The sequence below is a fragment of the Blautia sp. ZXY-1-C6 genome, assembly GCF_056339875.1.
In genome coordinates, this window is record NZ_JBWJVQ010000037.1 from 1 (window position 1) to 7115 (window position 7115).

The 7115-nt window shown below is 41.1% G+C and carries 7 protein-coding genes; all 7 read left to right on the forward strand.

Features of this window, described 5'->3' with window-relative positions; translation table 11 throughout:
* On the forward strand, positions 1-589 hold a 589-nt coding region (locus AC075J_RS01670; protein ID WP_476389894.1), incomplete at its 5' end, for a tetratricopeptide repeat protein.
* A 192-nt stretch (positions 590-781) separates the two neighbouring features.
* A complete protein-coding gene (locus tag AC075J_RS01675; RefSeq protein WP_008705602.1) occupies positions 782-1768 on the forward strand; it encodes a diaminopimelate dehydrogenase in 987 nt (328 codons plus the stop codon).
* Between the two features lie 351 nt (positions 1769-2119).
* Positions 2120-3592 (forward strand): N-acetylmuramoyl-L-alanine amidase family protein, encoded by a 1473-nt coding sequence (locus tag AC075J_RS01680; protein WP_227567477.1) that lies wholly within the window; start codon positions 2120-2122, stop codon positions 3590-3592.
* Between the two features lie 507 nt (positions 3593-4099).
* Positions 4100-5554, forward strand: a complete 1455-nt coding sequence (locus AC075J_RS01685) for a C40 family peptidase (protein ID WP_161233889.1) — start codon at positions 4100-4102, stop codon at positions 5552-5554.
* Positions 5555-5959: 405 nt separating this feature from the next.
* Positions 5960-6325 carry a BMC domain-containing protein gene (locus AC075J_RS01690; protein WP_008705595.1) on the forward strand — a complete coding sequence of 122 codons (366 nt, stop codon included), beginning with the start codon at positions 5960-5962 and terminating at the stop codon, positions 6323-6325.
* Between the two features lie 11 nt (positions 6326-6336).
* Positions 6337-6765: a BMC domain-containing protein gene (locus AC075J_RS01695; protein ID WP_008705594.1), complete on the forward strand. Its 429-nt coding sequence runs from the start codon at positions 6337-6339 to the stop codon at positions 6763-6765.
* A gap of 88 nt (positions 6766-6853) precedes the next feature.
* Positions 6854-7115 (forward strand): EutP/PduV family microcompartment system protein (locus AC075J_RS01700; RefSeq protein WP_476389895.1); only part of this gene is annotated, 262 nt, incomplete at its 3' end.

Here is a 7115-nt window from a genome sequence, read left to right on the forward strand (position 1 = left end):
GAAGGCATATCGTAAGCTGAGCAGAAAGTATCATCCGGATGCCAATATTGACAATCCGAATAAAGAACAGGCTGAGGAGAAATTCAAGCAGGTTCAGCAGGCTTATGAGCAGATTATGAAGGAAAGAGAGCAGGGAGCCGGTTACGGGAATTATGGCAGCAATAATTACGGTGGTTTTGGCGGATTTTCCGGACAGGCAGACTCTGGCTATCAGGATGAAGAGTCTATGCGCAGGCAGGCGGCAGCCAATTATATCCAGAGCGGTCATTATCGTGAGGCTATGAATGTTCTGCAGTCACTTTCACAGAGGAACGGACAGTGGTATTATCTGTCTTCCATGGCAAACATGGGACTTGGAAATAACGTAAATGCATTGAATGATATTAAGCAGGCTATCCGTCTGGAACCGGATAATGTACAGTATCAGATGGTTTTGCAGCAGATGGAAGGCGGAGGAAACTGGTATCAGGAGATGCAGAATCCTTTTGGAGGTATGCCGACAGGCGGTGATGATTATTGTATGAAGCTGTGCCTGGCAAATATGGCATGCAGTCTGTGTTGCCCGGGAAGCGGCATATTTTGCTGCTAAAACGTTATTGTTCACTCCGTTCTCAGTAACGTAGTCAAAATTCATTCCAGATTGCCTGCGGCAATGGAATTTTGGTAATAATTGGATTGACAATTAAAAGTGAAAATATTACTATAGTAAAGTGATAATGTGCAACTGTAATGATATGCAACAGTTGCGAACATATAATTAAAGTTACAGGAGGAAATCATAATGAGTATTCGTATTGGTATTTTAGGCTACGGCAATCTTGGCCGCGGTGTAGAGTGCGCAATCAAACATAATCCGGATCTGGAGCTTGTTGCTGTATTTACACGTCGTGCTCCGGAAACTGTTAAAATCCTTACAGAGACAGCAGCGGTATATTCTGTCAATGATGCCGAAAAAATGAAAGATAAGATCGATGTACTTATCATCTGTGGCGGAAGTGCAACAGATCTGCCGAAACAGACACCGGAATATGCGAAGATGTTTAATGTAATTGACAGCTTTGATACACATGCAAGAATTCCTGAGCATTTTGATTCAGTAGATGCAGCTGCAAAAGAAAGCGGTCATATCGGAATTATTTCAGTGGGCTGGGATCCGGGAATGTTCTCACTGAACCGTCTCTATGCAAATGCAATCCTTACAAACGGAAAGGATTATACATTCTGGGGCAAGGGTGTAAGCCAGGGACACTCAGATGCAGTACGCCGTATCAAAGGTGTAAAAGATGCAAAACAGTATACAATTCCTGTTGAAGCAGCACTGGAAGCAGTGAGAAACGGAGAAAATCCGGATCTTACAACAAGACAGAAACATACAAGAGAATGCTTTGTAGTTGCAGAGGAAGGTGCGGATCTGGCACAGATTGAGAATGATATCAAGACTATGCCTAACTATTTCTCTGACTATGACACAACTGTACATTTTATTTCTGAAGAAGAACTGAAGCGAGATCACAGTGGAATCCCACATGGCGGTTTCGTGATCCGATCCGGAAAAACGGGCTGGAATGATGAGAACAATCATGTGATCGAATATAGTCTGAAGCTGGATTCCAATCCGGAGTTTACATCTTCTGTACTTGTTGCATATGCAAGAGCTGCATATCGTATGAATAAAGAAGGACAGAGTGGTGCGAAGACTGTATTTGATGTGGCACCTGCTTATTTATGTGCTGCTGATGGTGCTGAATTAAGAAAGCATCTGTTGTGATCAGGGATATAAGATAATATTCTGTCTGTTGAAAAAATAAAGAGAAAACAGGTATACAGGTTATATTTCACAGTGTTATCTTGTGAAAAGAGACAAAGTATTTGTGGACTTTGTCTCTTTTTTTATGGAACAGACTGTGAAAAATTAGTGAATGTTTAACAGAATTTTACTTGTCTGTTGACGGGTTATTTAAAGTGTAATATAATAGGGTCATAGAAACGTAACAACATTGTAAAAAACTTTGTTAAACCTTAGAGCGTATCTGAGAAGTATGTGAGATATCAGAGCGATACCTACGATTCATACTTTTCAGACACGCTCTGATAACGAAAAAAGAAAAGGAAGGTATGTATGCAAAACGTAAACAGGAAGTTTAAAATCTGGGGGGCACTTCTGTTTCTGCTGTTTTTTGCTGTGGGAGTTTCCATGTATTTTACTGCGGCAAATGTACAGGCTGCAACGAAAACAGGTTTTGTAACTATTAACGGAGATTCATACTACATAAATAAAGATGGCTCTAAACAGAAGGGTTGGCTGGAACTTGAAGGGAAGAAATATTACTTTAACACAAAGACCGGTGTTCAGGTAAAAGGCTGGGTTACTGACAGTAAAGGACGAAAGAGATATTTCAGTAAACAGGCTGGTATCATGATGACAGGCTGGGTCACTGATTCAAAGGATCAGAAAAGATATTTTAATCCATCTACCGGATTCATGCAGACGAAATGGCTGACATTGAAGGGAAAGAGATATTATTTCTACAGTAACAGTGGAGTGGCTGCCTGCAAGACATTCCTTACAGACAGTAAGAAAAATACCAGATATTTTACAAGTGCATGTTATATGCTTACCGGCTGGACAAAGAATTCCAGCAATGAATACAGATATTTTGAAACTGAAGACGGAATTATGGCAAAAGGTTTCCAGACACTTGACGGAAAAAAATATTATTTTAATACAGGCAGCGGCAAGATGGCAGTAGGCTGGACGACAATTGATGGAAATAAGTATTATTTTGATAAGGAAACCGGTGTGATGGCTACCGGAGATGTAACAATTGATGGACAGAAATACCATTTTAATTCCAATGGTATATTGAGCAATACTACAAGTCCGACCGGTTCCAGAACAATCAAGAATTATCTGGCAGGTGCATTACAGCCTGTTGGTCAGGCTCTGTACGTATGGGGTGGCGGATGGAATGATTCCACCAGAAAAGGAACAAGTCAGACAATGACTGATTTCTATAACAGTCAGAGCAGCAGTTATGATTACAATAACTACAGAGATCTCAGCACAGCCAACAGAGCAAAAGGTTTTGACTGTTCCGGTTTCGTAGGATGGTCAGCTTATCAGGTAATGCAGAGTAAGTCCGGTGTAGGAAGCGGATATACGGTAGTTTCCGGTGAGATTGGTTCTTATTATAAGTCCATGGGCTGGGGAAGTATTCTCACTCAGGCGAATCTGGCAAGTGATGACTGGACAGTACATCCCGGAGATGTGGGATATGACAGTGGACATACATGGATCATTCTTGGACAGTGTGCTGATAAGAGTGCAGTGATCGTGCATTCTACCCCGAATGCAGGTGTTCAGATTGCAGGTACACCTACCCCGTCCGGCGGTTATTCCAGTCAGGCGATTGCACTGGCGCAGAAGTATATGTCAAGATATCCGGGATATACCAAGTATGATTATCATACTTCATCCGGTAATTATATCAGAAGGGGTAATTATCTGAGATGGAACAGAAACACGCTTTCTGATCCGGATGGATATATGAATATGACCGCAGACCAGATCCTTGCAGATCTGTTTAGCTGAGAAGTGAATAGTTAGGAAAATGGAAGCAGCTTTCGAATGAGGAGGCTGCTTCTTTTTTTGCGTTCTGCAGTAATTCCATAAATAATGCAAACAATCCAGTTCATTATAGCGTGCAGTCCCGCTACGTTACTGTCCACTCCGTTCACAGTAACGTAGCCAAAATTCATTCCAGATTGCCTGCGGCAATGGAATTTTGGCTTGTATGTCTCGGGATTCTGGCATATTCATGCCAAAACACCTCGCGGAATAGTGGTGTGTGAACAGTAACCCCGCATAAGATATCTTTGTCCTGTGTCAAATTATTACAAACATGAAATGGAATATGTTTGAATTGTAGAAAGAAATGCGAAGAATAACAAAAAGATTAATAAATGTTACAGAAATATAAAATTTATGGTAATTAATCCTTGCGTTTTTGAGTGCGATGTGTTAATATGTATAAGAATTAACTTAGATATTGCAAAAACATTAAGATATAGAAAGAAAATGTTACGAGGGTGAGAATTCATGAAGAAAAGAATTGTATGTCTTACATTAGCACTCCTGATGAGCGCAACACAGGTTGTTAGTGTAAGCGCTTCAAGAGAGGATGAATTGAGAGAAGAGCAGGCGATCACAAGTCAGCAGCTGGATGCTACATATTCCAGAATGGATGAGCTTGCATATGCGAAATCACAGCTTGAGAATGAGATTTCCGAACTGGATTCCAATCTTGTAAGTGTTATGGTTTCTATTGATACTCTTAAAGGAGATATCGATAATAAAGAAGTAGATATTATTAAGACAAAACAGGATCTGGCTAAGGCTCAGAAGGCGAGAGATAAGCAGTATGAGAGCATGAAGCTTCGTATTCAGGCACTGTATGAACAGGGTGGGGATGCAGCGTGGTTTCAGATGATGCTTAATTCAGAAGATTTGAGTGAACTTCTGACACGTGCTGAGAATACACAGCAGATGTATGAGCAGGACAGAAAGAACCTTGATAAATATGTGAATACTATTAATGAGGTAAATAATTTAAAGACTCAGTATGAATCTGACAAAGCAGAACTGGAGGAGATGAAGGCTTCTTATGAACAGCAGTCTTATGATCTTCAGTGCCAGATTGATCAGAAGAAATCTGAATCAGCCGATTATGAGAATGAAATTGCATATGCACAGCAGCAGGCGACAGAATATGCAAATCTGTTAGCGGAACAGACGGCTGAAATTCAGAGACTGGAAGCTGAGAGAATTGCAGCAGAAGAAGAGGCAAGACGACAGGCTGAGGAAGAGGCTGCAAGACAGGCGGCAGAAGAAGAGGCAGCAGCAAAAGCTGCAGAGCAGGAACAGGACTCCGAATCAGAAGACGAAGAAAATATAGAGTATGATGAAGACGGAAATGAGATTGAGAATACTGATGATGCGGATAATGAATCTGATGAATCTGATGAGTCTGAATCAGATGATGGTGTAGAATATGATGAAAATGGTGATCCTGTTGACAATGCAGGAGCTTCCGATGATGTAGAGTATGATGAGTATGGCAATGTGATTGATTCTGATAATACAGTTTCACCAGATGATTATGAGAGTGAACAGTCGTCTGATTCAGACAGTTCTTCATCTTCATCTTCAGGTTCAGGATCTTCTGTAGTAGACTTTGCAACACAGTTTGTTGGCAATCCGTATGTCTGGGGTGGTACAAGCCTTACAAGTGGAGCTGACTGTTCAGGATTTACACAGAGTGTATATGCAAACTTCGGAATAAGTCTTCCGAGAACTTCTTATGAACAGCAGAATGCCGGTACAGAAGTATCTTATGCTGATGCGCAGCCGGGCGATTTGATCTGCTACGGTGGACACGTTGCAATCTATATGGGGAATGGACGTATCGTTCATGCATCAAACTCTGTAGATGGAATTAAGATCAGTGATAACGCAGCGTACAGAACGATTGTTTCTGTAAGAAGACTGGTATAATTAAATAAGTATAAATAATTAAATTTATAGGGGTTGAAAAGGAGTATCGCTAAGGGGGCTGATGCTCCTTTTCTTTATGTATAAGTAGTTATCGTTATTCCGCGAGGTGTTTTGGCATGAATATGCCAAAATTCCGAGACATACCGCGCGAATTTATGTGATTAGCATAAATTCTGTGCATCGTGAAGCGTGTTGCTGTGAACGGAGTGAACCGTAACCATGTATAATATTTTACCGATTTTCAGGTGGATTTTACCTTGACATAAAATTGGATGGATAGTACAGTTTATGTAACTGAAGAGATACATATAAAATTTTAAATCTGTTTTTGGAGACATCAGTGGGAAAGAATATTCTCATGAATTATCCGGATTATAGTTGAATAGTGAAAGCGAGGAATGATAAATGGCAAATGACCATGTAGAACACATAAGAATTGTACAGGAAACAGTTGCTGGCAAGGAGATTACTTTTGCACATGTAATGGGAGGGCCGGCTCCGGTCATATACCAGAAGCTTGGACTGAATCCGCAGGTGGATTACCGTTCATCTGCAATCGGAATTATGAATATGACACCGCCTGAATCTGCAGTGATCGCATCTGATATTGCGGTAAAAAGCGGAAATGTTTATCTGGGATTTGCAGATCGATTTACAGGCACACTGATCATTACGGGAGAGATTTCCGATGTAATGTCAGCGATGACTGAGGTTGTGGATTATTTCAGAGACACTCTGGGTTATGTAGTCTGCAAGATTACCAAAAGATAGGAAGTGTTGGGATGGCAGGGATGACAACCAGAGAATTACTGGAAAAGCTTTATAACCAGGATTATGAGAAATTAAAGGGAAAAAAGCTGCGTATGACCAGAGTAAGGGTTCCGGGAAAGGAAGTGTGCCTGGCGCATGTGATCAATCCTTCACAGAGCTGTATTTATCAGAATCTTGGTCTGCATATTGGAGTCCATGAGGGAGAAGACCACACAGGAGAAGCAATCGGAATGATTCGTTTTACCCCATGGGAAGCAGTGGTTGTAGCTGCTGATATTGCAGTGAAAAGTGCAAATGTGGAGATTGGTTTCATGGATCGCTTCAGCGGATCATTGATCCTTACGGGAGGTCTGACGGAAGTTCAGACTGCAGTGGAAGAAGTGGTGAAATTTTTTAGAGAGGTGCTTGGCTTTAAGACTTGTGCAGTTCACAAAAGTTAAAACATACGAAAAGTCAGTTATTCTGTACCGATGGTGCTTATGTAACTGTCGGAATAGCTGAGAGAAGTGAAAGGGACAGACATTAAATATGAAGAAAATATTTCTGATGGGCAGAAGTGAAGCAGGTAAGACTTCATTAACGCAGGCATTAAAAGGCGAAAAACTTCATTATGTAAAAACGCAGTATACGAATACGGATGATGATACCATTGATTCGCCGGGAGAGTATGCAGAGTCCAAGCATTTCAGCGTAGGGCTGGCCTGTTTTTCTTTTGAAGCAGATGTGGTGGCAATGGTACAGTCAGCAGATGAACCTTTCAGTTTGTTTGGCTATGGCAGTAATGCATTTA

Bases quoted from the DNA above. Each gene is read 5' to 3' on its own strand.
- AC075J_RS01675 (WP_008705602.1), top strand. From the start codon at position 782: ATGAGTATTCGTATTGGTATTTTAGGCTACGGCAATCTTGGCCGCGGT.
- AC075J_RS01680 (WP_227567477.1), top strand. From the start codon at position 2,120: ATGCAAAACGTAAACAGGAAGTTTAAAATCTGGGGGGCACTTCTGTTT.
- AC075J_RS01685 (WP_161233889.1), top strand. From the start codon at position 4,100: ATGAAGAAAAGAATTGTATGTCTTACATTAGCACTCCTGATGAGCGCA.
- AC075J_RS01690 (WP_008705595.1), top strand. From the start codon at position 5,960: ATGGCAAATGACCATGTAGAACACATAAGAATTGTACAGGAAACAGTT.
- AC075J_RS01695 (WP_008705594.1), top strand. From the start codon at position 6,337: ATGGCAGGGATGACAACCAGAGAATTACTGGAAAAGCTTTATAACCAG.